Source organism: Nitratireductor sp. WH36-1 (genome assembly GCF_058725515.1).
In genome coordinates, this window is sequence record NZ_CM178970.1 from 2,667,460 (window position 1) to 2,693,265 (window position 25,806).

Below are 25,806 nucleotides of genomic sequence, written 5' to 3' on the forward strand. Positions count from 1 at the left end.
GCCGGCGCGCATAACCAGTTGAAATCCGAATCTTTTCCAGGACTGACACCATGACGGCGAAAATCTTCATCGATGGCGAACACGGCACCACCGGCCTGCAGATCAGGACGCGGCTGGCCGAGCGCCGCGACATCGAAGTGATCTCCATTCCGCCAGAAAAGCGCAAGGATCCGGCTGCCCGCGCCGAATTCCTCAACGCTGCCGACATCGCCATTCTGTGCCTTCCCGACGATGCCGCGCGCGAAAGCGTCTCGCTGATCGAGAACGACAGCACCCGCGTGATCGACGCCTCGACCGCGCATCGCGTGGCCGAAGGCTGGACCTATGGCTTCGCCGAGTTGGACAAGGCGCAGGGCGACGCGATCCGCACCGCCAAGCGCGTCGCCAATCCCGGCTGCTGGCCGCAGGGGCCCATCGCCTTCCTGCGCCCGCTGATCCAAGCCGGCCTGCTGCCAGCCGATCTGCCAATCACGGTGAACGGCATTTCCGGCTATTCCGGCGGCGGCCGCACCATGATCGAGGATTACGAGGCGAAAGGTGACGCAGCGCCGGAGTTCATGCCTTATGGGCTGTCGCTCAACCACAAGCATCTGCCGGAGCTTCAGGCCTATGCAGGCCTTGCCGGCGCGCCGCTCATGCAGCCGGCTGTCGGCGATTTCGCGCAAGGGATGCTGACCGCCCTGCCCCTGCAGCTTGGCCACCTCGACAGCGTGCCGACGGGCGCCCGGATGCATGCCGCGCTCGCCGACCATTACAGCGCCATCAAGGATGGTGTGGTGAAGGTCGCTCCTTACGGCGTGATCGAGCGCACGGAAGCGCTGAACCCGGAGACCCACAACAACACCAACGACATGACGCTGCATGTCTTCGTCAACGATGCGCGCGCGCAGGCCCTGCTGGTCGCCGTCTATGACAATCTCGGCAAGGGCGCTTCCGGCGCTGCCGTGCAGAACATGGATCTGATGCTTCAGGGGCTCTGAGCCTCCAGACATCGCCCAATAAAAAAGGCGCGTCCCCGTAGGGCGCGCCTTTTTGTTTGGAGCGTTCTGCGCCGTTATATCGCCGCGTAGACCTCGTCTTCGTCACGCTTGAGACGTCGAGCGCCGGGCAGCGGATAAGGCCCCTTCGTCGCGCGCCAGTGGGCGCAGGCGAAGAACAGAACCACCAGCGCCACGCCCTGATGGGTGAGCGCCACGTCGATGGGCACGACCATGAGCAGCGTGACGATGCCAATGGCCGCCTGCACCAGAACGAGAGCGGCAAACAGGACCGCCCGGCGCGCATGCGGCGTGGAGGGCGCACGGCGGAGCACGAACACCATCTGCCAGAGCGCCAGCGCCAGAAGCGCGTAAGCGCCGAGACGGTGAATGAACTGCACCATCTTGGGGTTCTCGAAGAAATTGAGCCAGGCAGGCGTCTGCGCGAACAGACCGCCCGGCACCAGTGCACCGTCCATCAGCGGCCAGGTGTTGTAGGTCATGCCTGCGCGAAGACCGGCCACGAGACCACCCAGATAGATCTGGAAGAGGACGGCGACCACCATCCAGCCGGCGAAGCGGCGAATGCCCTCCTCGGCCCGCCCCGTCGAGTGGGGCGCAAGCCCGCGCGCGACCAGCGCGGTGGCGGCGAAGATGAAGCAGGCGATGGTGAGGTGTGTGGCGAGTCGGTACTGGCTCACATCCACACGGTCGACAAGACCGGAGGCGACCATCCACCAGCCGACCGCGCCCTGAAGCCCGCCAAGCGCCAGAATGCCGAGAAGCTTGGGCTTCAAATCGCTTTCAAGCCGCCCGGTCATCCAGAAGAACGCCAGCGGCAGCGCAAAAACGAAGCCGACGCCACGCGCCAGAAGCCGGTGCGCCCATTCCCACCAGAAGATGGTCTTGAACTCGCCAAGGCTCATGCCTTTGTTGATCTGCTGGTATTCGGGGATCTGGCGGTACTTCTCCAGCTCTTCCTGCCATTCGGCTTCGCTGAGCGGCGGGATCACGCCGTGGATCGGTTTCCATTCGGTGATGGAGAGGCCGGATTCGGTCAGCCGCGTCGCGCCGCCGACGATCACCAGCGCAAACAGCGTAAACAGCACAAAGTAGAGCCAGAGGCGCACGAATTTTCGATTGCGCAGCAGGGTTTCCTGCGGAACTTGCGCGGTTGCAGCACTGGTAGCAGTCATATCCACAGCGTCAGCCATCATCGTTTCGGAAGAAGTCTGTAGGTGAACCAAAGCCCGGCAAGTTGCAAGCCGCAGCGCCAATTACGCGACAAGCCGTCGCGCAGGTGAATGCCTGCGATTGCATCGCGGGGCGGCTCACTCTATGAAGCGGCGGAAAGGTCTTCCCAATGCCCGTACGCCTGCGAAAATTCATCGGTATGGTCGCCCTCGTGGCGCTGGTCGTGGTTTACGCCATCCTGTCGACGGCAATCGCCGTGGCGCAGCTGGCCGATGCCGGTCCGCTGATGCACCTTGCCTATTATTTCCTGACCGGCCTTCTGTGGATCATTCCCGCCATGTTCATCATCCGCTGGATGATCGGGCGACCGCAGAACGACGCCTGATCCGTCGATCTTTCTTTCACCTTTTGCGGTTACACAGGATCAAAGCCGCCCGTGCGGCGGTCCTGTTGATCGCGATGGATGATGACGGTTTCCAACCAGCCTGAACGGACACCGAGCGCCACGGCAAGCCCCGCTGCGGGGCTGACAGTCGAATTGCGCCCGGCCGATAGAGCGGCGCTGGCTCTCTATCGCGAGGACAGCGCTGCCTCCTGCTTCATGCCGGCGCAGAGCCCTGAATGGGTTTCCGCCTGGGCCAGGCACAGTGTTCACGAGACGCTGATCGTTCGGCTTTCAGACAGTGCAGGCCATCTTATGAGCCTTCCGCTGGAGCTGGCTGCGCAGGGGCGCTTTCGCGTGGCGCGCTTCATCGGCGACCGGCATGCCAATGGCAATTTTCCGCTGACTGACCGGCGGGCGGACGACCGCATCGGTTCTGTCCAGCTACGGGACCTCCTCGACCACATCCATGACCAGAGGCCGGACATCGACCTTCTGAGTCTGGAGCGTCAGCTCCATGCCTGCGATGGCGTGGCCAATCCACTTCTTTTCTGGCCGCACAGCGAAAGCCCCAATCTGTCGCTTGCGGTCGATCTGGAGGGCGGATTCGACGCGGCGCTTTTGCGCGCCAGCGGCAAGCGAAAACGCAAGCAGCACCGCTCGCAGGCGCGCAAGCTTGAAGCCGCCGGCGGCTTTGAACGGCGCATGGCGAAAACACCGGATGAGGCGGATACGATGCTGGAGGCCTTCTTCGCCATGAAGGCGGAGCGCTTTGCACAGATGGGCATCCAGAACGTGTTTGCGCCAGCGCCGGTCCAGGCTGCGTTTCACACGCTGTTTGGCGAAGCAACGGCAAGCGAACATCCGAAATTCGTGCTTCACGGGCTGGAGGTTGCCGGCAGGCTTCGCGCCGTGACCGGCTCCAGCCTCACCGATGATCGCATCATCTGCGAATTCAGCTCGATCTCGGACGACGAGCTGACGGAGATCAGCCCCGGGCGTTTCCTGTTTTTCGAGAACATTCAGGAAGCCTGCGAACAGGGTCTGAAGGTCTATGACTTCAGCGTCGGCGACGAATATTACAAGCGCCTGTGGTGTGATCTGGAGACCGTACAGTTCGACAGCTTTGTTCCGCTAACGGTCAAAGGGCGGGCAATGGCCCTGACACGCGGCGCCATTGCGGGCGGAAAACGCATCGTCATCAACGACCCGCGCCTCTGGGCCATGGCCAAGGGCCTGCGCAAACGGCTTTCGGCGTTGAGGCGCTAGGGTATTTCTCCGTCAGGTGGAGCCTCCCAACGGCCACACAAATGCGAAAGAACAGGATCAGGCGGCGTCGCGTCCGGGCGGTGCGGGCGGTTTGGAACCGCCAGTCGGCGAAACGAGGATGGGCGTTGCGATGCCGCTCTCGCGCAGTTCCTCGGCCGTTTCTGCGGCCAGCTCACCGGCTTCCGGATCAATCATGCTGACAAGAACCTGCGTATCGGACGACATGAGACGTCCAATCCCCTGCGCATCGACGGGACCGCACTCGATGATGACCACATCATAGGCCGCCGACAGCGATTCGATGATGATGGGCAGCCGGTCGGCGGCGCGCATGGCGCGCTGCGGGTCCGCCGTGCCAACGGGGATGATGTGGCACTCGGAGAACAGGTCCGTGTGGATCACATCGGCAAAGTTCGCCTCGGACGCCAGAAGATTGGTGATGCCGGCATAGGCAACGCTTTCCAGCATGGGAAGCGATGCGGCACCCGATGAAGTGAGGTCGAGCAGCAGGACCCGCATGCCGGAATCAGCCACATCCCGCGCGACCAGAACCGAAGCGGCAGCCGCCTCATCCCCTTCCGGCGAAATGAACAGCGCCCGGGTAACGCCCCCGGTGACGAGCCGCTCGGAGGCCTGCTCCACATCCATGCCGCCATAGCGGGCCGTCCGCGATACGGGCTTCGGAAAAGGAAGGTCTGCGACCTCGGGCGTCGGCAGGACCGGCTCCGAAGGCCGTTCCGGGGCCGGAACCGCATCAAGCGCAGGCTCGGCCCGCCGCATGGGAACGGCCGCTGGAAGCGGCGCGGGCGCCACAGCCGACGGGCGCATGGCGCGCCCGGAGAACAGTTCCTGCAGAAGCGTGATCACGGCCATGATCAGCAGAGAAGCGACAAAGGCCGCCGCCGTGATCGGCACGATTTTTGGGAAATAGGGCTCGCTCGGCGTGATGGCGCGGGAGAAGATGCGCACATCGGCGGGGAGATAATTGCGGTCGCTGCGCGAGGCAGCCTCGCGGTAGCGGGTCAGATAGGATTCCAGCAATTCGCGCTGTGCGGCGGCTTCGCGCTCCAGGGCGCGCAGCTCCACCTGCTCTTCTTCGGCGCGCGCCGAGGCGACCTTGAGGCGGTTGAGTTCGGCCTGCAGCTCCTCCTCGCGGCGCTCCGCGCGGGCAGCCTCGGCTTCGAGCCCCGCGAGCACCTTGGTGGCCTCATTGCGGATCTGGACATCGAGATCGCTTAACTGCGAGCGCAGGGCGCGGATGCGTGGATGGTTTCCAAGAAGCGTGGTCGACAGATCGGCGATCTGCGCGTTCAATTCCACCTGCCGCTCGCGCAGCCGCTGGATGAGTGGCGACGCGAGAACCTCCGGCATGCTCTCGATGGCCACACCGCTTTCAAGGGCGCTACGCACGGATGCCGCCTGCGCGGCTGCGGCCGAACGGTTGGCGCGGGTGCGCGAAAGCTCGCTGGAGAGTTCCGAAAGCTGCTGCGTGGCCAGCACGGTGTTGTTCTGCCCAAGCAGGAGATCCGACTGGGCGCGGTATTCCGCGACCCGCGCCTCGGCCTGTTTCACGCGCTCGCGCAGGTCCTCGATTTCCGGCTCAAGCCACTGGGTCGCACTGGTGTTGGACTGAAGCTTGGCGTCGCTCTGCATGGCGACATAGGCGTTGGCCACCGCATTGGGCACCTCTGCGGCAAGCTGCGGGTCTTCCGAGGAAAACTCGATCACGATGACGCGCGAATTCTCGACGCGATAAACCGTCAGCCGTTCACGAAAAGCCCGCAGCACCTTTTCTTCCGCAGTGCCCTCGACCGGCGCGCTCTTGAGACCGACCATGACGAGGATGCGCGAGACAAGCGAGCCCCCGCTGCCGGAGAACTCCTTGCGGTTTGCAAGGTTGAGATCGCGCGCCACCGTGTCGAGGATTTCCGTCGAGGTGATCAGCTCGACCTGGCTGGTGACCCCTTCCCCGTCAAGAATCGGACGGTCGCCATCGCCCACGCCCTGCGGACGGGTGTAGATTGATTCGCGCGTCTCGATCAGAAGCCTTGTCTGCGCGCGGTATTGCGGGGTGGCCATATAGGCAAGCGCGAACACCAGTCCCGTAATAATGAGAGAAGCAAACAGAATGCGCGGCCATTTGCGCCGGACAGCGGCAAAAAGCCGGCCCAGGTCGACATCCACGTCACCATGCGCGATCTGATCGCTGTTCATGCGGTCTGCTCCCAAATTGGTCCGCGCCAAGGTAAACGCGCATAGTAACCAGCGGGTTAAAGCTTCACGCACACCGCTAGACGGTTACGGTATGCGCGCTATGAGGGTATAAGAGCGCTTTACCCGACATTAACCCTAATGGATGGATAAAACGGGCATGGGACCTGTGTTTGCGGGTCAAGATGACGCCAGAGGTTTGCAGTCCGTCATGAAGAATAAAGCCAAATTCTTGCCAGTGCTGGCAGCGCTCGTTGTCGCTTCAGGCTGTTCGGGCTATCGCCCGGCGCCGGCGGCGTTTCACGAAGCGCTCTATCAGCCCTATGTGCTTGATGCAGGCGACACGCTGCGCATCACCGTCTTCGACCAGGACAACCTCAGCAACACCTATAATGTCGACCAGTCCGGTTACATCGCGTTTCCGCTGGTGGGATCGGTGCCGGCGCGCGGCAAGACCTCCAAACAGGTCGAGCAGTCCATCGCCAGCATGCTCCGCCAGGGATATCTGCGCGATCCCGACGTGACCGTCGAGGTCGACCGCTACCGCCCGGTGTTCATCATGGGCGAAGTGGGCGCACCGGGTCAGTATTCCTATGTGCCGGGCATGACCGTACAGAAGGCCGTTGCGGCGGCCGGCGGTTTCAGCCCGCGCGCCAATCAGGGCAATGTGGACATCACCCGCGACATCAATGGCAAGGTTCTGACCGGTCGCGTGGTCACCACGGACCCGCTGCTTCCCGGTGACACCGTCTATGTCCGTGAACGCCTGTTCTGAGACATCTCCCCCGCAAACGCCCCTGCCGGCTGAGGCTGGTGGTGGGAAGCTGCGCATCGTTCACTGTTTTCGTTCGCCGGTCGGCGGCATCTTCCGCCATGTGCGCGACCTGTGCGACGCGCAGCGCGCGGCGGGGCATGATGTCGGCATCATCTGCGATTCCACCACTGGCGGCGACTATGAGGCGAGCCTGATCGCCGCGCTGGAGCCCAGCCTCTCTCTCGGTGTGCGCCGCACGCCCATGCAGCGCCATATCGGGATCGGCGATCTGACAGCTGCACGGCGCGCCTATCACGTGGTGCGCGAAATGCGGCCCGATGTTCTTCACGGCCATGGCGCAAAAGGCGGCGTCTATGCGCGTGTGTTCGGCACGATGATGCGCATGGCGGGACAGCGGCCCGCGCGCATCTACTCGCCCCATGGCGGTAGCCTGCACTATGCGGCGGAGACGGCGACGGGGCGCGTGTTCTTCGCCATCGAGCGCCTGATGGACCGCTTCACCGATCACATCCTGTTCGTTTCGGACTACGAAAAACGCACCTTCGAGCAGAAGGTGGGGAAGCCCCGCGCACCGTTCTCGCTTGTTTATAACGGACTGACGCCGGCCGAGTTTGAGCCTGTCCGGACAGTCGGGAATGCGGCGGACTTTCTCTATATCGGCATGATGCGCGACCTGAAGGGACCGGATCTCTTCATCGACGCACTGGCGCTTACGCGCGACCTGCTCGGACGCGACCTTACGGCCGTCATGGTCGGAGACGGGGCCGGTCTTGAAGGGTACAGGCGTCAGGCCGACGAGCTCGGCTTCGGGGAGCGCATTCGCTTTCTCCCGGCCATGCCCGCGCGCGAGGCCTTCGGGCTGGCGCGGATCATGGTGGTGCCATCACGCGCCGAAGCCATGCCCTATATCGTTCTGGAAGCGCTGGCCGCCGGGCGCACGCTCATCGCCACCGCCGTGGGCGGCATTCCGGAGGTCTTCGGAGAGGCGTCCCCTGCCCTCACCGAGCCCGACGCCGGCGCCATTGCCGGGACCATGCAGCGCGCCCTTGATGACGAGCGCGCCTTTCACGCCCTCATGCCGCCGCCTGGAGAACTGCGCGCCCGTTTCGGCGCGGATGTGATGGCGAAGGCCATTGAAACGGTCTACCGGACGAGCCTGCCAATAACTCGTTAAGCACAACCGGAAAATATTCCCAGCCAGTACTTTCATGAAAGGGAATCTTACGCCCCGCAAAATATGCTGCGCGCATAAAAAGCAGGGGGCGTATTCCGTTCATGAACCAGGTAGACCCGAAGCGGATCTATGCATCGAAGGCGAGACAGACGGGAATCCTGAAGGCCGGTAGCGAGCAGACCAAGCTCAATCCGATCGCCTGGCAGGTCGCGCAGCAATACAAGCGCGAAACCATGTCTCCTGTCATGGTGCTCGGTGTCATGCGGCTGGTTGAGCTGTCCATGCTCCTCCTCACCGGCATCGCGCTCTACTTCGCCTATGTCGGTTTCTCCGCACCGCTTTTCTGGCACTACATGACCGTTGTCGGCGGCGGCTCGGTTCTGGCCATCGTCATCTACCAGTTCACCGGCTGCTACGACATGCGCGCGCTGCGCAATCCGTCGGGCTCCATGGGGCGCATCTTCGTTGCCTGGATGGCCACATTCGCCGCACTGGCGTTGACCGGCTTCTTCCTGAAAATTTCTGCCAGTTTCTCGCGCTTCTGGCTCGGCGCATGGTTCGTGTGCGGCTTCGGTGCGCTGCTCATGCTGCGCATCACCGCCTCGCAGCTCCTGCGCCGCTGGGCGCGCAACGGCACCATCGAGCGCCGTGCGGTGATCGTCGGCGGCGGCGCCAATGCCGAAGACCTGATCCGCTCCATCGAGCAGCAGCCCTATAACGACATCCGCATCTGTGGCCTGTTCGACGACCGCGACGACCTGCGCTCGCCGCCCGTCGTCGCCGGTTATCCAAAACTCGGCACCATCACGGAACTGGTGGAGTTCACCCGCATCGCGCGCATCGACATGCTGATCGTCGCCCTGCCGATCTCGGCGGAGAAGCGCGTTCTCTCGCTTCTGTCGAAGCTCTGGGTCCTGCCGGTCGACATTCGCCTCTCGGCCCATGCCAACCATCTGCGTTTTCGTCCGCGCGCCTATTCCTATATCGGCTCGGTGCCGATGCTCGATATCTTCGACCGCCCGATCAATGACTGGGACTCGGTCGCCAAACGCGGTTTTGATATCGTCTTCAGCCTGATCGGCATTGTGCTTTTCTCACCGATCATGCTGGCCACCGCCATCGCCATCAAGCTCGACAGCAAGGGCCCGGTTCTGTTCAGACAGAAACGGCACGGCTTCAACAATGAAGCCATCGAGGTTCTGAAATTCCGCTCGATGTATGTGGAGCAGTGCGACCCGACGGCGAAGGCCGCCGTGACGAAAAACGACCCGCGCGTCACGCGCGTCGGTCGCTTCATCCGCAAGGCCTCCATCGACGAGTTGCCGCAGTTCTTCAACGCGCTTTTTGGTTCGCTTTCGCTGGTCGGACCGCGCCCGCATGCCGTGGCTGCACAGGCCCACAACCGCCTCTATGAAGAGGTGGTGGACGGCTACTTTGCCCGTCACAAGGTGAAACCGGGCGTGACCGGCTGGGCGCAGATCAATGGCTGGCGCGGCGAAATCGACACGGATGAAAAGATCCGCAAGCGCACCGAATACGACCTCTATTACATCGAAAACTGGTCGCTCTGGTTCGACCTCAAGATCCTGCTTTTGACGCCGATCCGGCTTCTCGACACGGAAAACGCATATTGAGCCTGCTCGCCTATGATAGCGCGCCGCCGGTTCTGCCCCGTGCGGCGGTCGACGCAAAACTGGTTTCGCTTCTGAAACTGGCGGCCATCGGCTTTGGCGTTTTTCTGTCCGGCTTCGTCATCCGCGAGCCTGCGCCTTATGAGCTCTACATGGTGGGGCTCATCGCCATCTGGGCGCTGGCGGGCCTGAAGATTTCACGCCGCATCGCACCGCTTCTGGCGCTTCTGATCGCCTTCAACATTGGCGGCCTCATCTCCATGTCGCAGCTGGCGAGCCTTGGAACGATCCCGCTCTATATCGCGGTCTCGCTCTTCCTCGCGCTGACATCGGTGTTCTTCGCAGCCGTCGTGGAGGACGATCCGGACCTGCTCGCCGTCGTGTTCCGCGCCTGGGTGGCGGCGGCCTCCGCCACGGCCCTGTTCGGCATTCTGGGCTATTTCCACGCCTTTCCGGGCGCGGAGATGTTCACCAAATTCGAACGCGCCGCCGGTGTCTTCGAAGACCCGAACGTGTTTGGCCCGTTTCTGACCCTGCCAGCGGTCTATCTGCTCTATCTGGTGCTGACCGCACGCCCGGTTACGGCGTTTCTGTGCGTTCCGCTGTTTCTGATCGTCGCCGGCGGCATCTTCTTCTCCTTCTCGCGCGGCGCGTGGGGCCTGCTCATCATGACCTGCGGGCTTCTGGTGCTGACGGTGTTCCTCAATGCCGACACGGCCGCCGCGCGGCTGCGCATCGCGGTCACCGCGTTTCTGGCGCTTGTGGGCATCGCGCTGGTGCTGTTGCTCGCACTCCAGATACCGGCCGTTTCGGAGCTTTTCTTCCAGCGCGCGCAGCTTGTGCAGGATTATGACGGCGCGCGTCTTGGCCGGTTTGCGCGTTTCGGCATCGGCTTTGGCTGGGCGACCGAGCACCCGCTCGGCATCGGGCCGTTGCAGTTCGGGCAGATTCTCGGCGAAGACACGCACAATATCTGGCTGAAAGCGCTGCTCGATTATTCGTGGCTCGGCTTCGCAGCCTATCTGACGCTCATCCTGTGGACGCTGGCGGCGGGCTTTCGCATTCTCTTCCGCCGCCGCCCATGGCAGCCCTACCTGATCTGCGTCTATATCGTGTTCGTCGGCCATGTGGCGCTCGGCACGGTGATCGACACGGATCATTGGCGGCACTTCTATCTGCTTCTCGGGCTCCTGTGGGGCATGATCGCGCTGGAGCAGCGGCACATGGCGCAGCGCTTCGGCTTTGCCCGCTACGCCCCTTCCATGTCCTGCCCCTGACCCTCATCCAGATTGCGCGGCTCAAGGCGCGTTCCGGTCTCGATGGCTGATCCGGGATAGGCGACGACGCGCTCGCCGGCGCTGAGGCCTGAAAGGATCTGCGCCCATTCGCCTGTCATCCTGCCAACATCCACCTGCCGGAGCGCTGCACGGCCCTTCTCTTCGACGAACAGCGCCCATTCGCCGGCACTGCGGAAGAGTGCGCTCTGCGGCACCTGCAGCACGTCCTCTTCCTCCCATGTGACGAGGTTGACGAAGACGCGATACTGGTCGCCCAGCCCTTTGCGCTCCTCAAGCGGCGTCAGCACATCAAGCACCAGCGGCACACGCTGTTCCTCGATGCCGAGCGCGGAAACACGGGTGAAGGCGGAGGGCTCGACCTGCCGCACTTCCGCTTCAAGAACGCCCTCGCCACCCCAGCGGTCGATGAAGGCGCTTGTGCCGCGCACGACGCCAACGGCATCGCTGGAGAGGAGGTCGACCCTGATTTCCAGATCTGCCGGATCTCCCACCGTCACCAGGGGGCTGCCCGCCTGCACCAGACGCGCGTTCAGATCCGTCACATTGAGCACGACGCCCGAGCGCGGCGCTTTGAGCTCGGTGCAGCACTGGGCTGGCGGAGCATCGACAATCGGAACCTCCGGCCCTGAGAGCTGCGCCTCCATGCGCTGCTGCGTCGCGCGCTTCAGTTCCAGATCGGCCTGCGCCGCATCCCGAAGGGCCTTTGCAGAGGCCACGGCCTGCTGCGCGTCGAGAAGCGTGGTTGCGGGCAGCGTTCCACGCTCGGAGAGCTTCCTGTAACGCTCCACCTCTGCCTCCAGATGGGACAGTTCGGTTTCCGCACGTACGAGATTGGCCTCGGCCACATGGATGGCCGCCTGCGCCTCGGCGACGGCGGCCTCCGCCAGGCGGCGCGCACGCGCATCGAGAAACGCCGGTTCGGCGGGCTCGATCAGCGCGACGACGGTCTCACGGCCGACAACCTCGTCACCGACCTGAACCGGTGAGCGCATGACATTGCCGGTCACCGGCGCGGTCACCGTCCATGTTTCGCGTATTCGGGCGATGCCCTCGGCCGAAACGATGACCTGCATCGGCGCGCGACGGGCGGCGACGAGGTCCACCAGAACGGGCGCCGGCAGTAGCGCCCAGACCAGGGCGGCGATGAGGGCGATGCCGACAAGGGCGGCGGTCGCCATGCGGAGATGCCTTGTGTGGGTCATTCTTTCTGCTTCAACGCGCTAACGATATCGATACGATCAAGCCGCCGCCGCACCAGAAGCGCGGAGGTCAGGGCCGTGAAAATGACAATCAGGGCGGCAGCCGCAAAGGTGCGCTGCGTGACGACAAGCGGGATGCTCACCACCTCGGTAGAGAAGCCTTGCGCCATCAGGGCGCACAATGCGTAGCCACCCAGCCAGCCAGCGGGGATGGCGATGAGCGTCAGGAGCATCTGTTCCGCCACCAGAACATAGCCGACCTCGCCGCGCCTGAAACCCAGAACCCTGAGCGAGGCAAGCTCATGCGCCCGTTCGGCAAGCTGGATACGCGCCGCATTATAGACGACGCCGATGGTGATCAGCATGCCCAGGGCCGCGAAGATGATTGTCATCGTGACGAGGCTCTCATTGAGCGTGGTTTCGAATTCCTTCTGCACATTCGCCCACAGGGTGAACCCGGCAATGGCCGGCGTTTCCTGCACCCTGGCCTCCAGCTCGGTCAGGGCATTCCGGTCGATGGCCAGATGGATCATATTGACCTGCGGGGCCTGTCTGGCGAGCCGGAAGAAGGCGTCGCGGTCGATAAAGGCGTCCTGCCCGAGGCTTTGGCGGATCACTGCCGACACCGGGATGTCCCACGTCTCGCGCGGCGGGCTCAGCACTTCGACCCTGAGCGGATCGCCCGCGCCCACATCGAGCCAGTCGGCCAGTCCCTCCGCCAGCACGATGCCGGAGCTCGGCATGGCGACGGTTTCGCCTTTTTCGTCCAGAAGCACGGCCAGCCGCGCCTCAGGCGGCCGCCCCTGAAGACTGACCAGCCGGGAGCGGGTTCCGTTGATGAGACGGACAGGCACGGCGAAAATGCCTTCGGCGGAGAGCACGCCCGGCAGCGCCAGCGCATCCTGCTCGGCGCGGGCGTTCACCGCGCTTGTCAGGGTCAGCGTGGCGTCCTGCCGGTTCGCATGTTCGAAGATCTCCAACATGATGATGTCGATGGCGTCGAAGGTGAAAAAGGAGGCGACCAGAACGGCAACGGAACCACTGACGCCGAACAGCGTGACCGCCGCCCTGCCCGGCCAGCGCACGATGGAGCGCAGGATCATCATCGTGGTCTGGCGAAGCCGAAGCGCGAGGCTGACGCCATCGAGCCAGCCGCGCTGGAACACCGGTGGCGCGGGCGGCTGCATCGCCACGGTGGGCGCAAGACGCACGGTGGACAGGACCGCCCTGAGCGCGCCCAGAACGACACAGCCAATGCCCAGAACGCCGGAGATCACGAGCGAGCCTGCACCGGGCCGATAGATGAGCCAGGGAAACCGGAAGAAGTCGGCATAGATCTTCGTCAGCTCATGTCCCAGCCACCAGCCGGACAGCCAGCCGATGGCGACGCCGGCAATGCCGATGCCGATGGTCATTTTCAGATAATGCACCGCGATGGCGCGGGTCGAGTATCCGACCGCCTTGAAGAGGCCAATCTGGGCCCGGTCGAGCGCGACAAGGCGGCCAAGCACCATGTTGACCAGAAAGGCCGAGACAATCAGGAAGATCGGCGGCAGCACCGTGGCCATGGCCCCGAGCTGTTTCAGTTCTCCGTCGATGAAGACATTGGACGCCTGTCGGTCGCGTCCGAACGCGCCGGTGCCGCCATAGGGAGCGAGAATGCGGTCAATGGCGGCGATGACCGGTCTTTCATCGGCCCCGCGCGACAGGGTAAGCGACAGATCGTTGAATGCGCCTTCCAGATCGGTGGCGGCGGCAGCCGCGCTTTCCCCCATCCAGATAAGACCGAAGTGCCGGTCGTCGGGCATCATCGCCCCTGCCCCGATCGTGTAGATATATTCCGGTGACAGGACGAGGCCGGTTACGACAAGCTCCTTGAGACGCCCGTTGAGCACGGCGCGAAAGCGATCGCCCGGCTCCAGCCCGTTGGCCTGTGCGAAAGGCTCGGAAATGGCCACTTCGCTGGCGTGTCCCGGTTCGGGCAACCGGCCCTGCCGCACTTCGGGAACATTGAGGATGGCGCGGCCCGTCTGTGGCAGGGAAATGACACGCGCGGAGGCCGGCTCCGTCATGCCCTCCAGATTGACCATGGCGGTAAACACCACGCGCCCCTCCACGCGGGCCACGCCATCGATCCGGGCAATATCGTCAAGCAGGCTGCGCGGGGCGCGGGTAAGGCTGGCAAACACATCGGCGAAGCGGTTGCGTTCGTAGTAGGCTTCGCGCGTTTCCGACAGCGAACGCTGCGTTCCGCTCGACAGGATCAGCACCATGACGCCGCAGGCAAGCACGAGCGCGATGGCGAGCGACTGGATCCAGATGTGCCGCAGATCGCGAACGAGTTTCAGGTCGAGCGCGCGCATCACCAGCTCACCTCGGCCGGCGCGAGGCGGTCGGCGTTTTCCTCCGCCCGGGCGATCTCTCCATCCGCCATGTAGATCACGCGGTCGGCGATCCGGCGAATGGCGACATTGTGGGTGATCAGGGCCGTTGTCGTGCCGAGCGTGCGGTTGACCTCGACAATCGCCTCGAGAACCGTGACGCCGGTCTTGCTGTCGAGCGCGCCGGTCGGTTCGTCGCACAGAAGAATGTCCGGACGCTTGGCGATGGCCCTGGCGATTGCGACGCGCTGCTGCTCGCCACCGGAAAGCTCGGCTGGAAAATGATCCATCCGCGAGGCAAGCCCTACCCGGTCGAGCGCTTCCTCGGGCGTCATCGCGTCTTCCGCAATCTCGGTGACGAGCGCGACATTCTCGCGGGCCGTGAGGCTCGGCACCAGATTGTAGAACTGGAAGACGAAACCGACATGCCGGCGGCGAAATTCCGTCAGCCCGGCATCGGACAGGGCCGACAATTCGCGGCCGCGATAGAACAACCGCCCGTCAGTGGGCAGGTCCAGACCGCCAAGAATATTGAGAAGGGTCGACTTGCCGGATCCCGAAGCGCCCAGAAGAGCAACGATTTCCCGCTCGTAAAGGGCAAGATCAACGCCCTTGAGCGCGTCAACAGCCACCGTGCCGCTGCGATACACCTTGGTGATACCGACGGCTTTGAGTACTTCCACCCGAGATGACTGCGTTTCGCTCATCATGCCCACCCGACCTTACGGGAGGGTGCGTCGGTTGGGACCGATCGTCAACTGCCTGAGTTGAGGCAGGACGGGCGCGCTGAAGCGAACGCGCCCAAAAATCCTCTAGGCCTGAATGACCACGACTTTTGCGCCGGGCGTCACGCGCTCGTAAAGATCGATCACGTCATGATTGGTCATGCGGATGCAGCCGCTGGAGACCGCGCCGCCAATGGTGGACGGCTGGTTGGTGCCATGGATGCGGAACATCGTGTCGCGGCCGCCACGATAGAGATAGATCGCGCGCGCGCCCAGGGGATTGTTCGGTCCGCCTGGAACGCCGCCGGCATATTTCCGGTAGCGCGGCGTGTTGCGCATCATGTTGGCGGTCGGCGTCCAGCTCGGCCACTCCGCCTTGCGGCCAACGGTGGCGTTGCCACGAAGGGCAAGCCCCTGCTTGCCCACGCCAACGCCGTAGCGCATCGCGCGGCCATTGCCGAGGACGTAATAGAGGCGGCGCTCCGGTGTGTTCACAACGATTGTGCCAGCCGGGTAATCACCATCGAAAGCCACTTCCCTGCGGCGCAGCTCGGGATCGAATTTGGACAAGGGAAGTGCAGCAACGGGAAACTGCTCATCGCGAATGGACGCGTAGTTCAAGGCGTCGGATCGGATCGTTGTGGTGGAGCAGCCCGCGACAAAAAGCGGAAGCCCCATAAGAAAACTGCGGCGGGAGATCGACATCGACACCTCGAAACTGAATGACGGCAACGAGCAACTAGTAAACAGTTATGGTTAATGAATTACTGCCACGGTCATTCGGCCCTTGTGAGAAACGCCTTGCATGCGGAATTGGTCGCGAAAGCGTGTACGCGTGAGCCCGATGGGGGATTCGCCTCGGGAATGGCTCTGGTCATTTTTTTGGAAAGAGACGAAACGCGCGATGCGTCCTGGCAGACTGGCTGGTAGCGAAGCCAAAAATGCGAAGGAAAAAATGGTCGGAGCGGCGGGATTCGAACCCACGACCCCTTGACCCCCAGACTTGGCGGCGAAGCGATTTCCCTCGTGACTTCAATACCTTGCCGGGGATCAGTTTACATCAGCCGCCACCTGACACCCGTCGAAACCAAGGGGTGCCGCCGTCAAGTGTAAACTGAAACGCGCCATCCAGAAGTGCTTTGCAGGCATACAGGCGACGTTGAGGGCTGAGCCAAATTACGCTCTCGCCCCATTGATGTAAGCGCACCAACTTGCTCACATGCGGACCAGTTCTGGAGCTTTGAATGATCGCTTTCGCCGCCACCCTCATTTCCTGCCTGTCCCTGTCCGCGGTCGATGGAGACACCATCAAGTGCAACGGGCAGAACATGCGCATCATGGGACCGGGCGCGCCGTTCAAGTCCGGGATTGACACTCCGGAGATCCGCAACGCGAAATGCCCGAAGGAGAAGCTGCTGGGCAAACAAGCCAAACTGCGGTTGGCCGAGCTTCTGCGGGAGGACGTGAAGATCGAGGACAGCGGCGAGCGTGACCGCTGGAAGCGTCCGCTCGTGTGGGTGCGGATGCCTAACGGGAAGACTGCCGGGGAAATCCTCATGGCGGATGGCTACGCTGTTCGCTGGCAACCGGGGTACAGGTCCGCATGGTGCGAGTAGCCCACCATCAACTCCTGACACAACAGGTCAGCAGTAGAGTATTCACAAGTCGCCAAAAGTAGATTGGCCTTATAGAATCTCGTGAAGCATAAAATTTGCCCACCCCCAGTGCACAACCATCTAAGAGAGTTTCATGACAACCACCAAGATTGATGATCACGTCGCCAAGATCCTAGAGAAAATCAGAAGTGGTAAATACGACGCCCCAGGGCTTACAAACCTCTTCACAAATGCCACAAAATACCCCGGCATTACGGAAGCTCAGCGCGAAGAACTGGTTAGAGCAATCGAAGAACGAATGCGAATTGATCACCCGAGACACGCGACTCGTCATCTAGGGCCAGCTAACCGGAAAACCCTTGAATTGATGCAGGATTATTTTTCCGACCTCACAAGCAGGTTTGATTTTTCTGCGAACATGCACAAAAATAAAGTAAAGCTGGGCGGCAATGTTATTTCGGGAGAGGCAGTTATCCACGATTACATTTCGTACCGAAGCCCGCAAGACGACATGATTTGCTCGATCGCATTTCACAAGACGAACCACGATGATCCGCTTGAACTCAGGATCACTAAGCACCCTGCTGGCAGCCCGGACCGAAATTGCGAAGCCTATAAACAGTTGCCAGGATCATCGTTCAACGAAGCTACCCAAATATTTGAGGAGTATCTCTCCAGCGTTTTGTTCAACTGATCGATTTCGAATGGGAGGTAAGTTAGCCAATGATGGCTACGCGTCTGTTATGCTGGAACACTGCCTGGAACCGCAAGGCGTCACAAAAAGGCACTCTGCAAAGACAGCGGATACTGGAAGCGGATGCAGACATAATCTGCTGCCCAGAGGCCTATGATGACTTTCTTCCTGACGAATGGTTCATGATCACCAGTGCCGCAGACCATGGGTATCCAGTCACCAGAGGTCGATACAAGGTGGCGCTCTGGAGCCGCTTGCCGTGGACCGCGATCGATCATATCGGTGACATAAGACTGCCGCCCGGTCGTTTCGTTGCGGGTGTGACAGACACCCCGGCTGGCCAGCTACAGGTGATTGGTGTCTGCATCCCGTGGAGCATGGCTCACGTAACGACTGGCCGAAAGGACAGTGCGAGGTGGGATGAGCACATGCTGTATCTTGAGGGGCTTACCGCCCTGCTCAAGAAACAGCACGACATTCCGACCGTTGTCATCGGCGATTTCAACCAACGTATGCCGCGCAAATTGGTGCCTGCGATGGCCGCCGATGCTCTCGAAGATGCAATGCAAGGGCTCAACGTGTGGACGGCCGGCATCTCGATTGAAGGACTGGAGAAGCAGCCTGTTTGCCATATTGCGGGCTCGCCGATGCTTTCGCCAAGGGCAACGTGGGGCATTTCCAGGGACATTGACGATGTGACCGTGAGTGATCATGACGGCGTAATCGCCGAAGTAGAGGCCTCTTAGGCATTGCGACTTCTCTTCACATTGCACTGCGGGCGAACTTGAATGGTCAGAGTAGAAAACGCGATCGCTGAGCTTCGAGAAATCGTTTCTGGCCACTCACATGCGGATGAGGTCCGATGCCGGCGTCTCTTGCTGCGCGCCACCAGCGCTATCCCAGACCCCAACCTTGCGGCCACATTGGGTGACCGCGCAGGCCTCATGATAGTGACGCTCGATATGGTCGAGGCTCTTGGCGATGACCGCGCACATCACGTCAGGATGATCATGGACACTCTGAACGAGATCGAGCGCGCGAGCCGGCCGCAGTAGCCTCCGGTGCGCGATCCCAGAACCGCTTCCGCCCCCGACAGCGCCACCTGGTGCGGACGGCGCAGCCATAACCTCAAACAAGCGCTTCTTCCCGAGGTGCTAGGGGCCGGAATTTATCGCTCAAAAGGTGCGGGACTGGATCGCAGCCATCGGTGCCAAGACGGCTTACATCGAACCCGGATCACCTTGGGAGAATGGATATTGCGAAAGCTTCAACGCCGGCTTCCGCGACGAATTGCTCAATGGCGAAATGTTCTACACCTTGCGCGAGGCCCAAATCCTGATCGAGCAATGGCGTATCCACTACAACACCGTCAGGCCGCACAGCGCATTGGGCTACCGCCCGCCCGCGCCGGAAAGCATCGTTCCGATGGACCAGAGGCCAACGATGCACTAACAATCAAACTGGACCACCCGATGGGGGCACGCCAGGTGCGGTGATAATGGCGGCCGCCTTCTGGCTCCTGCTGGGTAGCCGGGCTAATCAAGAACTGGAAGACAGGCTAAAGAAGATAATTTATCATGTCGACCGAGCCTCGGTGAGGCGATGCCTCAACATCTACGGGGGGGGAGCAACAGGCATGCGCAAAGTAATCATCACGTTCCTCATGCTGGGTTCCATGACTATAGCCAACGCCGAAGGCAGCACGGTTAACGTTGGACCTATCATCGAGCAGCTTGGCGCTTCCCTCCCCGAGATCAGGAAGACAATCACCAAGCGCGACCAGGCACCCGGACCGGGGATGTTCACCTATTGGAGCAGGGACAAGTATCAGGCTGATCTTGACGAGACCCTGGATCACGCTTTTCAAGCGCTCATACCAGACGTGTACGGCCCCACCAGGGAGGCATTGAAGAATTTTGACGCAGCGATCGCTCACGGTAAGCGTGAGATATCCGAACTGAAGGTGAGGATGCTGACCGCACCGAACGCTGCGGAGGGTGGATCGCTGGTCGACCGTGCGCTCCGCAGATCGGTGCCCTCGGGTTCCAGAGAGGATCTGGAGAACCAGATAGCCACTATTGAGACGGAGAGCGCAGCCGTCGAGAATGCAAAATCCGACTTGATCGAGGACTTCAGCAGAAAGCTGTCCCGAGAATACGGAATCACCATCGAGCCGGACCAGGCGAAAGCCGCCCTCTATCAGGTGAACGGAGCGTCGATCGTGGAGGCGGTCCTAGCCAGTAGCATACTCCTCGACGTCGAGGTCCGCCTTAAGGAGATTCTCGCGCTCGGCATCGAGCCGGAGGTGGCAAAAAAGTATTATGGCATCGCAGCCCTGAACCGCCTGATCATCCTCAGGATGCACGAGCGGCACATCGCCAGCTACGAGCAGGACTGGTTTCCGAAACTGGACAGGATCGAGGCCGACAATACCGCAGGGATGAAAGGCATTAAAGACACCATAGGCAAGGCGACGACTGATGCCAACGTAGTGGTTGCCCGGGCCAACTTGGCTGTCCGCAAGAAGATCGCCGATGTCGTGACCCGTTATCGCAGGATTCTCTCTGATCGCCACGAAGTCACGCTCAAGGCGTTCGATAAGGCCGATGAGGATGCGGAGGTGGCGTTGCAGACGCTGAAGACCCTTGAGTCTGCCAGCCAACTCGGAACCCTTTATGAGGAAAGCAGCGCCGAATTCTCTGCCCTGATGCAGATAAAAGCTCCCGAACTGCTACCGCTCGACGACGCGGCGACCCTTGAGCAATTCATTGATATCTCCGACGAAATGTTCGGGAGTTGATCCAGGAACCTATCGCCTTGCCGCCCGCCACCCCGCCGCACGTGCTTCTGCCTCCGAGCAGAACCATCGCTCGTCTTCGTTCTGGCCTTCGACGATCAGGCCGGCATTACGGGCTATGTCGATGCGCTCTATTTCACTGTTGCGACGCTGACGACGACGGGCTTTGGCGATATCACCATGACGACCCCAGGCGGAAAGCTGTTGTCCGTCTTCATCATGGTCGTGGGCGTGGCGCTCTTCGTGCAATTGGCGCGCGCAATTTTCCAGCCATCAAGGATCAAGTACACATGTCCGGAATGTGGCCTCAACCGACACGAACCAGATGCGATCCACTGCAAGCATTGCGGAGAGCTGCTGAAGATCGAGACAGATGGCGCTGTCTGATTGTAAACACGCCCGCATGACTTCGAAGCACTCTTCGCCTGAAAGCCGAACGCTAGGGAATTGGCATATGTAGCCGAGGGGATCGAAGAGCAGATCAAGGCGGCAATTCGGGCGATGGAAGGCAAATAAGGCTAGGATTGAGCTCTGGCCCACCGCCCTCCAGATGAAACATCGCTTCAAAAATTCCAATCAGCACCGTGTTGAGATTTCAACACCATATGCATTTATCAGCCTCGCCATACATGGATAGTAATGTTTGCGGGCACAGCTTGTTTGGCTGCGTGAAGCAACAGCGCTCGTTCGCCGGAATGCTGGTCGACGGCACCGATGCCAGAGCCTCCAATGCACCTACGTCATCACACCATTGAGTGTGACAGTGACAGTTGGTCAGCTAAGAAAAACAAGCAAATTTCCACAAATTCAGAATCAGATACCGCAACTAATTTGCAATTTAGGCGTTCGGAAATTCAAAATTTTGTAAGATTATGAAAAAGAACTTTGCCACAAAACTTTTTGACGCCTGTGAAAACCTCGAGGATCTCTCGCAATCCGAGGCGCGCGCACTCTTATACCGCGCAGCGCTTTTGCTTAACAACTCGAGTTCCCAGCAGGAAATCGCAATCCTTATAGACAGCGTTGCGGCATTCATGGACAGCTACGCAGAACAAGAAGGCGTTTCGCGGGACGAGGCTGTCAATGAGGCACTGATCAGATGGGCGCTCAGCCTAAATCTGGTACGCGTTGAAGACTTGGAAGCAGCAATGCTTCAAGAAGATCGGTCGCAGTAAGACCGAGCGACGAGACCGCTGCACTAAGGGGGCGGACGCCCTGTCAGCCAAGTGTAGCCGGCAACGATCCAACTCGCGAGCGTTACCACCCCGATCCCGATGCGGATGAGCCAACGCCCCACAGTGCCCGCCCCGACAGCCTGAGTGCGAAGCTTCACCATGTCGTCTGCCACTGGCTGGATCTGATCGACCGTCCTCTTCGTCGCTTCGACCTCGCCCTCGACATGCGAAAGCCGTTCGCTCATTTCATCCAATCGGCGATGCACCACGGCGCGGCTGTCATCCGCGCGCATCAAGCGGTCATCGATACCCTTCAGCTCTCCAAGGATTTGACCAAGGGTCCGCTCAACACTCGCTTCTGACATTTGCGTTGCCCATCAACTGCATGTGGTCACTTCCCGCAGCGGTATTTCTGATACCGGCCACGATGCTGCGCGATGGCGACGGCGGTCACGCGGTCATTCGCCACCAGGTAAGAGTTGGTGGCCGGCGCCGGGTTGATCGGCACCAGCACGTCGCAGGGCTCAGTGATCGCCGCCGTCTGGCAGCTCGCAGCCGCCAAGAAGGGCACACAGGCCAGTGTCGTCAGCGCCAAGCGCTTCCTCATCGATCTTCCTTCCATCTTTCAGGATTGTGATGCGGTCGGATTGAAGGCGCTGCAAAACCGACGCAGCGCCCCGCTGGTGCCCGTAAAGGTAAATCCCACCAGCGATGACGGAGACGGCCAGAACCGCAGCCAGAGCCTTCCCCAGCGGCGAGAGCAGCATGCGGGAGACGAAGCCGGGCCCGATCACGCGCCCTGCCCCTCGACCGCCCCTTTGATTTCGCGCACGGCCGCCACGATCTGCGAGCGCAAGATCACCAGAACAAGGATGACCACCACCAGCACGCCACCACCGGCCGCAATGGCCTTCCAATCCATGCCGGTCAGCCAGCCGAGACCGAGCGCGCCTGAACCGAGCAACCCGGTCAGCCACTGCCAGAAGCCAGATTTCTCTCTCACCTTCTGCTCCACCTCGGCGGGAACGGTCGGACGCGGGACCGGCACGGGCACCCGCTCGATGTCAGCCGACCGCCCCACCATGTTCATCGCGTCCTTGCGCACATCGGAGACGCGACGCGACCAGCCTTTGCCGAAGGTCGGCCAGTGCTTCAACTTGCGCAGGAAGGCCATGCGGACATCGCAAAGGCGATTGATGATCTCCGCCGGCTCCATGCGCGAAACTGCGGCGATGGTGTCCGGGCCGACCCTGCCATCCACTTTCGCGCCGACGACCGATTGCAGATACTTCGCCGCTCGGCTCGGGCCGGAGTTCACCGCGAAATCGAACACGGCATAATCGACGCCCGAAGGCAGCGCCTGGGCGTTCACGGCCGCCCAGTAGTGACGATAGTAGACGGTCGCGACCTGCTGGTCGGTAATCGCCTTTAGATCAGCCTTGGTGCCGTCGGCCTTCACGTAGCGACGAAAGGTGGCCAGCGTGACGCCCTTCATGGTCGCCCCACCCGGATCGCCTGGGTGATCAGCCCAGCCACCCTCGTGTTTCAGGACAAGCGGAAGCGCCCGCGCGAAGTTGCGGTCCATGTCGTTTCCTTTCTGGTGATGAGTTCAGATGAGAGAGCCGCGTCATTACGGCGCGCTGCCTTCGATGCGCTTCTCTCAGGATGCGTTGACTGCTACCCCTCTTGGGCTCCAAGGGGCACCGCCGCTCCCTGCAGGCAAGCGCTTCCCAACGTCAGCCTGCAGGGGGATTTCCAGATTTGGGTGATTGGAATACTCTATCCGTGCTGGCGGGGCGAAGAATCTGGGGCTCTTCTGAGAGATAGGCGGGGGCTTTTTCCCTATCCACCTGCCAGCGCCTTCGTGATCCATAATTAGCGAGTGTGCTAAAGCACCATTCAATCGAGCAAGCGCAGTGCCTACGTTGCGTTCGCTGGCTTGGCCTTGTGCTTCACTCCGTACACAGGTCACCAGCATTCAGTACGTTACAGCCCACTCTGCCCCGCCGAATGGAGCCCCAACTCAACAAACATTCGGCGGGGATTTTTCTGCGAACTCAGCCTAGGCATTACGTGATCACACCAATGGCGCGTTAACGCCATGTGGCTATTTTGGTGCAACCGGCGGGCAAGGATCTTTGCCCTGGGTCCCCAAGCCTCAAGACGTAGATTAAAACGCACTTGCCCGCCGGCTCTCACGGCCACCACTGATCGTCAGCGAAATCATCCGGGATCGGATCGGCATCCTTAAGCGTCCGAGCTGCAAAGATGTGAGCCTGCTTGTGTGCCAAAGCCGCATAACCGAGCTGCACCATGGTTTGCGCGTCGGTCAGGATGGCTGAATTGTCGGCCGCTATCCATTCAAAATCCTTGTCCGGCAAGGATGGATCAACCAAAAGCTGCCAGCGGTAGTTACCCGGTTGCGCGCTGTGAAGCATTATCGCGTCGGTCGCCATGGATTTTGCGCCCGCGATGTTCTCACGATCCTCCGGACGGAACTGATATTCGACGCCCGCAAAGATGAAGCCGCCACTAATGCGACGGTCTCGCTCAGCATCGATGTCGGCCTCTAGATCAGCCTGCCCCTGCGCTGCCTTCATCTCGGCTGTGACAAGCCTGGAAAGATCAATGTTCATTCGCCTGCCTCCTCCAGGTCGTCTGACGGCACTTCAATCGGCCCGTCTTCGTTGATGGTGATCGGCTGCGGGAAAGCCACTGCCTGCGAGGGGTTCGGCCCGTGCGGCAGAATTACTGAGATGTGCAATTCGCCACCAACGCGCTCGACGGGACCGGAAAACCAATCACTGCTGATCGCTTCTTCAGGAAGGGTCGCGCCTTCTGGGACAACTGAAAAGTCGAAAGCTTCGCCGTTGATTGTGATGATGTCGCCCGCCTTGACTAAGGTGAGTGCGTCGTCGCGACGTTGTGGAGAAAAAGTGATATGCATCAGAACCATCTCCCGAACCCGATGACCGGGCCTGTTGCAGATGAGGGGGTGCCGCCTGATGTGTACGACTGAACCCGCACCGTTAGATTTGTCAGCCCCAAAATAGTGGTGATGCGCACATCGCTGAACGATGTTGAAGCAACTGCAAACGGGGTAGCAACAAATGGCGACGCCCACGCGGCGGAAGTTCCAGAAACGGAAATTCGACCACAGATCAACGTACCATCAGCAAAGCGCACGTATTCGCCGTTAGCATTGCTCCCGCGCTCGATGATTGCGCCGGTCGGGATGCCGCCTGATTGGGAGACGGTGCCCAGAACGTTCCCGTTATTGTAGGTCATACGCCACGGCCCGTACGTCCCTGCACCCGACGCTATTCGCATCCATTGGATCGGCTCAGGCGTACCGGTAGGGGAATAAGGGATCGCAAATTGCACTTTCGCATCGTTTGAGAAAATGCGCTGTGTTGAAATCCAGAAATTGGTTGCACCCGGCGGAAAAGTCCCAGGGTTGCTGGTGGAGTACCGCCCGTCATCTCCCACCGGCACGGTGTCAATATTGCGTCCAGCCGACCCGTCGTAATACGTGCCGAAATCACGCAGCCGGTAGAAATTGATGTTGTCGCCGACCTTCAAAAGTCTGCCGGCGGTTTCGTCTGTTGCGTTCTCCGTCACATCGCTGAACGCACCGGCTGCGAGTTTGACCAGATCCAGCACACCCGGACCAGTGAACATGGGCACTTTGTTCGCTGCGCCAACCAACCCCGCCAGCGCCGAAACGTTGCCACTCGAAAGCAACTGCCCAATTTCCTGCAACGCCTGCCGGTAGGCGACATGATAGGGCGTGAAGGTCACGCGATACGGCGCAGCGGCCTGCGTCGGACCTGGCCACGGATAGGCCAGCGTGATCTGTGTGTCGCTGTCCACCGATGCAATAGGCACCGGCATGCCGACATGCTTGCCGAAATCATCCGCCGGCCGCACGATCTGCGACCAGGCAGTGCCCTGCCCTGTGACAACGGTCTGGCCCTGTGTAACGGATCCCGTGCCAGTTTCGTAATAGCCCTGCTCGTAGAGATTACCCGCCATTCTTGGCATCCTTCTTTTCGGCCTTAGCAGCGCTGTCCTGCGCCGCCGCGTCCTGCAGCTTGCCGTTGATCTTCGTCAGCCGGTCGATTTCCGCCTGCATGGCATCCTTCTCCTGCCGCTCGCGCTCCAGAGCGTCGGCAAGCATCAGGTTTCGGTTTCGGTAAAAGTCGTTGAGCGCAGTCGCCTCGACGGCAAGCGCCATCGGGCTGACCTGCTTCTTCTGCTGGTCAGTCATGGAATGTCCGATTGTGTTGGTGGAGTCAGAGGTGCGCG

At 61.2% G+C, this 25,806-nt stretch carries 27 protein-coding genes and 1 pseudogene; 14 read left to right on the forward strand and 14 right to left on the reverse strand.

Features of this window, described 5'->3' with window-relative positions:
- The first annotated feature begins 50 nt into the window (after window positions 1-50).
- Window positions 51-980 (forward strand): N-acetyl-gamma-glutamyl-phosphate reductase, encoded by a 930-nt coding sequence (gene argC, locus AC4PTT_RS12640; RefSeq protein WP_492161304.1) that lies wholly within the window; start codon window positions 51-53, stop codon window positions 978-980.
- A gap of 74 nt (window positions 981-1,054) precedes the next feature.
- Here the strand turns inward: argC and AC4PTT_RS12645 are convergent, their stop codons facing one another.
- Window positions 1,055-2,173, reverse strand: coding sequence for a COX15/CtaA family protein (locus AC4PTT_RS12645; protein WP_206546690.1), 1,119 nt, complete (start codon window positions 2,171-2,173; stop codon window positions 1,055-1,057).
- A gap of 167 nt (window positions 2,174-2,340) precedes the next feature.
- On the opposite strand from AC4PTT_RS12645, the gene AC4PTT_RS12650 reads away from it, so the two are divergent.
- Both AC4PTT_RS12650 and AC4PTT_RS12655 read left to right on the forward strand, forming a co-directional pair.
- Window positions 2,341-2,556 carry a DUF2842 domain-containing protein gene (locus tag AC4PTT_RS12650; protein ID WP_113154922.1) on the forward strand — a complete coding sequence of 72 codons (216 nt, stop codon included), beginning with the start codon at window positions 2,341-2,343 and terminating at the stop codon, window positions 2,554-2,556.
- Window positions 2,557-2,634: 78 nt separating this feature from the next.
- Complete coding sequence (locus AC4PTT_RS12655) at window positions 2,635-3,822, forward strand: GNAT family N-acetyltransferase (protein ID WP_492161305.1); 1,188 nt, start codon at window positions 2,635-2,637, stop codon at window positions 3,820-3,822.
- 57 nt (window positions 3,823-3,879) lie between these two features.
- Here the strand turns inward: AC4PTT_RS12655 and AC4PTT_RS12660 are convergent, their stop codons facing one another.
- The gene (locus AC4PTT_RS12660) at window positions 3,880-6,036 is read right to left on the reverse strand and encodes a GumC family protein (protein ID WP_492161306.1); all 2,157 of its coding nucleotides are present in this window, start codon (window positions 6,034-6,036) and stop codon (window positions 3,880-3,882) included.
- Window positions 6,037-6,244: 208 nt separating this feature from the next.
- Between AC4PTT_RS12660 and AC4PTT_RS12665 the strand changes: the two genes are divergently transcribed.
- The 4 genes from AC4PTT_RS12665 (at window position 6,245) to AC4PTT_RS12680 (ending at window position 10,890) form a co-directional block, all read left to right on the forward strand.
- A complete protein-coding gene (locus tag AC4PTT_RS12665) occupies window positions 6,245-6,808 on the forward strand; it encodes a polysaccharide biosynthesis/export family protein (RefSeq protein ID WP_206546692.1) in 564 nt (187 codons plus the stop codon).
- Window positions 6,786-7,982: a glycosyltransferase family 4 protein gene (locus AC4PTT_RS12670; RefSeq protein WP_206554511.1), complete on the forward strand. Its 1,197-nt coding sequence runs from the start codon at window positions 6,786-6,788 to the stop codon at window positions 7,980-7,982. The genes AC4PTT_RS12665 and AC4PTT_RS12670 overlap by 23 nt, the downstream gene beginning before the upstream one ends.
- A gap of 101 nt (window positions 7,983-8,083) precedes the next feature.
- The gene (locus tag AC4PTT_RS12675; protein ID WP_492161307.1) at window positions 8,084-9,616 is read left to right on the forward strand and encodes an undecaprenyl-phosphate glucose phosphotransferase; all 1,533 of its coding nucleotides are present in this window, start codon (window positions 8,084-8,086) and stop codon (window positions 9,614-9,616) included.
- Complete coding sequence (locus AC4PTT_RS12680) at window positions 9,613-10,890, forward strand: O-antigen ligase family protein (RefSeq protein ID WP_432516616.1); 1,278 nt, start codon at window positions 9,613-9,615, stop codon at window positions 10,888-10,890. Before AC4PTT_RS12675 ends, AC4PTT_RS12680 begins: the two co-directional genes overlap by 4 nt.
- On the opposite strand, the gene AC4PTT_RS12685 is transcribed toward AC4PTT_RS12680, so the two are convergent.
- The 4 genes from AC4PTT_RS12685 to AC4PTT_RS12700 all read right to left on the reverse strand — a co-directional run bounded on the left by AC4PTT_RS12685 (window position 10,863) and on the right by AC4PTT_RS12700 (window position 15,921).
- Window positions 10,863-12,113, reverse strand: coding sequence for an efflux RND transporter periplasmic adaptor subunit (locus tag AC4PTT_RS12685; protein ID WP_492161308.1), 1,251 nt, complete (start codon window positions 12,111-12,113; stop codon window positions 10,863-10,865). The two genes, AC4PTT_RS12680 and AC4PTT_RS12685, sit on opposite strands and share 28 nt — an antisense overlap.
- On the reverse strand, window positions 12,110-14,473 hold the full coding sequence (locus AC4PTT_RS12690; RefSeq protein WP_492161309.1) for an ABC transporter permease: 2,364 nt from the start codon (window positions 14,471-14,473) through the stop codon (window positions 12,110-12,112). Before AC4PTT_RS12690 ends, AC4PTT_RS12685 begins: the two co-directional genes overlap by 4 nt.
- Window positions 14,473-15,198, reverse strand: a complete 726-nt coding sequence (locus AC4PTT_RS12695) for an ABC transporter ATP-binding protein (protein WP_113156254.1) — start codon at window positions 15,196-15,198, stop codon at window positions 14,473-14,475. The genes AC4PTT_RS12690 and AC4PTT_RS12695 overlap by 1 nt, the downstream gene beginning before the upstream one ends.
- A gap of 105 nt (window positions 15,199-15,303) precedes the next feature.
- On the reverse strand, window positions 15,304-15,921 hold the full coding sequence (locus AC4PTT_RS12700) for a L,D-transpeptidase (protein ID WP_113154917.1): 618 nt from the start codon (window positions 15,919-15,921) through the stop codon (window positions 15,304-15,306).
- A 539-nt stretch (window positions 15,922-16,460) separates the two neighbouring features.
- On the opposite strand from AC4PTT_RS12700, the gene AC4PTT_RS12705 reads away from it, so the two are divergent.
- The 5 genes and pseudogenes from AC4PTT_RS12705 to AC4PTT_RS12725 all read left to right on the forward strand — a co-directional run bounded on the left by AC4PTT_RS12705 (window position 16,461) and on the right by AC4PTT_RS12725 (window position 20,326).
- Window positions 16,461-16,832, forward strand: coding sequence for a thermonuclease family protein (locus AC4PTT_RS12705; protein WP_492161310.1), 372 nt, complete (start codon window positions 16,461-16,463; stop codon window positions 16,830-16,832).
- A gap of 133 nt (window positions 16,833-16,965) precedes the next feature.
- The gene (locus AC4PTT_RS12710; RefSeq protein WP_492161311.1) at window positions 16,966-17,526 is read left to right on the forward strand and encodes a hypothetical protein; all 561 of its coding nucleotides are present in this window, start codon (window positions 16,966-16,968) and stop codon (window positions 17,524-17,526) included.
- A 29-nt stretch (window positions 17,527-17,555) separates the two neighbouring features.
- Entirely contained in the window at window positions 17,556-18,272 is a 717-nt protein-coding gene (locus tag AC4PTT_RS12715; protein ID WP_492161312.1) for an endonuclease/exonuclease/phosphatase family protein, read from the forward strand.
- Window positions 18,273-18,684: 412 nt separating this feature from the next.
- Window positions 18,685-18,978 (forward strand): annotated as a pseudogene (locus AC4PTT_RS12720) (integrase core domain-containing protein); the annotation flags it as partial.
- A 46-nt stretch (window positions 18,979-19,024) separates the two neighbouring features.
- A complete protein-coding gene (locus AC4PTT_RS12725; RefSeq protein WP_492161313.1) occupies window positions 19,025-20,326 on the forward strand; it encodes a hypothetical protein in 1,302 nt (433 codons plus the stop codon).
- A gap of 9 nt (window positions 20,327-20,335) precedes the next feature.
- Here AC4PTT_RS12725 and AC4PTT_RS12730 read toward each other — a convergent pair whose 3' ends face one another.
- Complete coding sequence (locus AC4PTT_RS12730) at window positions 20,336-20,572, reverse strand: hypothetical protein (RefSeq protein ID WP_492161314.1); 237 nt, start codon at window positions 20,570-20,572, stop codon at window positions 20,336-20,338.
- Here AC4PTT_RS12730 and AC4PTT_RS12735 point away from each other — a divergent pair.
- A complete protein-coding gene (locus AC4PTT_RS12735; protein WP_492162613.1) occupies window positions 20,474-20,710 on the forward strand; it encodes a potassium channel family protein in 237 nt (78 codons plus the stop codon). The two genes, AC4PTT_RS12730 and AC4PTT_RS12735, sit on opposite strands and share 99 nt — an antisense overlap.
- A gap of 485 nt (window positions 20,711-21,195) precedes the next feature.
- Window positions 21,196-21,498: a hypothetical protein gene (locus AC4PTT_RS12740; RefSeq protein ID WP_492161315.1), complete on the forward strand. Its 303-nt coding sequence runs from the start codon at window positions 21,196-21,198 to the stop codon at window positions 21,496-21,498.
- Between the two features lie 23 nt (window positions 21,499-21,521).
- Here AC4PTT_RS12740 and AC4PTT_RS12745 read toward each other — a convergent pair whose 3' ends face one another.
- From AC4PTT_RS12745 to AC4PTT_RS12775, 7 genes are all read right to left on the reverse strand, one after another.
- The gene (locus AC4PTT_RS12745; RefSeq protein ID WP_475079336.1) at window positions 21,522-21,863 is read right to left on the reverse strand and encodes a DUF1515 family protein; all 342 of its coding nucleotides are present in this window, start codon (window positions 21,861-21,863) and stop codon (window positions 21,522-21,524) included.
- A gap of 159 nt (window positions 21,864-22,022) precedes the next feature.
- Window positions 22,023-22,292 (reverse strand): hypothetical protein, encoded by a 270-nt coding sequence (locus tag AC4PTT_RS12750; RefSeq protein WP_492161316.1) that lies wholly within the window; start codon window positions 22,290-22,292, stop codon window positions 22,023-22,025.
- Complete coding sequence (locus AC4PTT_RS12755) at window positions 22,289-23,083, reverse strand: glycoside hydrolase family 108 protein (RefSeq protein ID WP_492161317.1); 795 nt, start codon at window positions 23,081-23,083, stop codon at window positions 22,289-22,291. Before AC4PTT_RS12755 ends, AC4PTT_RS12750 begins: the two co-directional genes overlap by 4 nt.
- A 610-nt stretch (window positions 23,084-23,693) precedes the next feature.
- Entirely contained in the window at window positions 23,694-24,134 is a 441-nt protein-coding gene (locus AC4PTT_RS12760; RefSeq protein WP_492161318.1) for a DUF4376 domain-containing protein, read from the reverse strand.
- Complete coding sequence (locus tag AC4PTT_RS12765) at window positions 24,131-24,445, reverse strand: hypothetical protein (protein WP_492161319.1); 315 nt, start codon at window positions 24,443-24,445, stop codon at window positions 24,131-24,133. Before AC4PTT_RS12765 ends, AC4PTT_RS12760 begins: the two co-directional genes overlap by 4 nt.
- A complete protein-coding gene (locus AC4PTT_RS12770; RefSeq protein ID WP_492161320.1) occupies window positions 24,445-25,533 on the reverse strand; it encodes a hypothetical protein in 1,089 nt (362 codons plus the stop codon). Before AC4PTT_RS12770 ends, AC4PTT_RS12765 begins: the two co-directional genes overlap by 1 nt.
- Entirely contained in the window at window positions 25,523-25,768 is a 246-nt protein-coding gene (locus AC4PTT_RS12775; protein WP_492161321.1) for a hypothetical protein, read from the reverse strand. Before AC4PTT_RS12775 ends, AC4PTT_RS12770 begins: the two co-directional genes overlap by 11 nt.
- Between the last annotated feature and the right edge of the window lie 38 nt (window positions 25,769-25,806).